This window comes from Arhodomonas sp. KWT, from assembly GCF_010993615.1.
The window spans coordinates 1-636 of the sequence record NZ_WNXE01000956.1 but is presented as its reverse complement, the minus strand read 5'-3'; the positions used below and the strand labels follow the sequence as shown (position 1 = coordinate 636).

General features: G+C 72.2%; 1 protein-coding gene and 1 pseudogene. Both read left to right on the top strand.

From position 1 onward, the window contains the following. A pseudogene (locus G7A99_RS23530) lies at nt 1-218 on the top strand (ABC transporter ATP-binding protein); the annotation flags it as partial. Further along, on the top strand, nt 215-517 hold the full coding sequence (locus tag G7A99_RS23525; RefSeq protein ID WP_163144473.1) for a hypothetical protein: 303 nt from the start codon (nt 215-217) through the stop codon (nt 515-517). The pseudogene G7A99_RS23530 and the gene G7A99_RS23525, both read left to right, overlap by 4 nt. Nucleotides 518-636 lie beyond the last annotated feature (119 nt).

The following is a 636-nucleotide window of genomic DNA, read 5'->3' as shown; positions in this document are numbered from 1 at the left end:
AGCTGCGCCGGCGCACCGAGGCCGCCATCGTCTTCGTCACGCACGATATCGAAGAGGCGGTGTCACTGGCGGACCGCGTGATGGTACTGGGCGGCCAGGACACCGGGCATCCCGCCGGGGTGATCGATACGGTGGAGGTAGGGTTGCCCCTGGACGGGCGCCGTGACCACCCGGCGTTCTCCGCCCTGGTGCAGCGTGTCGAGGAGATGATTGCATGAGTGCCCCCCTGCGCGTGCTGCTGCACGCCCCCACACCCGAGGCCCTGGCACGGGCCCGGCGCAACGCCGCCAACCTGCTCAGCGCCCGTCGGGACGCCGAGGTACGCATCATCGCCAACGGCGCCGCCGTGGCCACGGCCCTGGCGACCCCGGATGCGATGGATAACCACCTGCGCCTGTGCCGCAACTCCCTGGCGGCCCAGGGGCTGGAAAACACCGCCGGCGTGGCAGAGGTCGACGCCGCTGTGGTCACCCTGGCGGAACTCCAGGCCGAGGGCTGGGCGTACATCCGGGCCTGATCCCGCGCCGGGCGAGGGCAGTCAACCCGCCCACCGTCGCCGACCTCCGGTAGGTCGTGCACGGCCAAAGGCCGTGTGCGACATCCCCCGCCACCGCCCGAGACGTCGCGCGCCTGACC

Bases quoted from the DNA above. Each gene is read 5' to 3' on its own strand.
- G7A99_RS23525 (WP_163144473.1), top strand. From the start codon at position 215: ATGAGTGCCCCCCTGCGCGTGCTGCTGCACGCCCCCACACCCGAGGCC.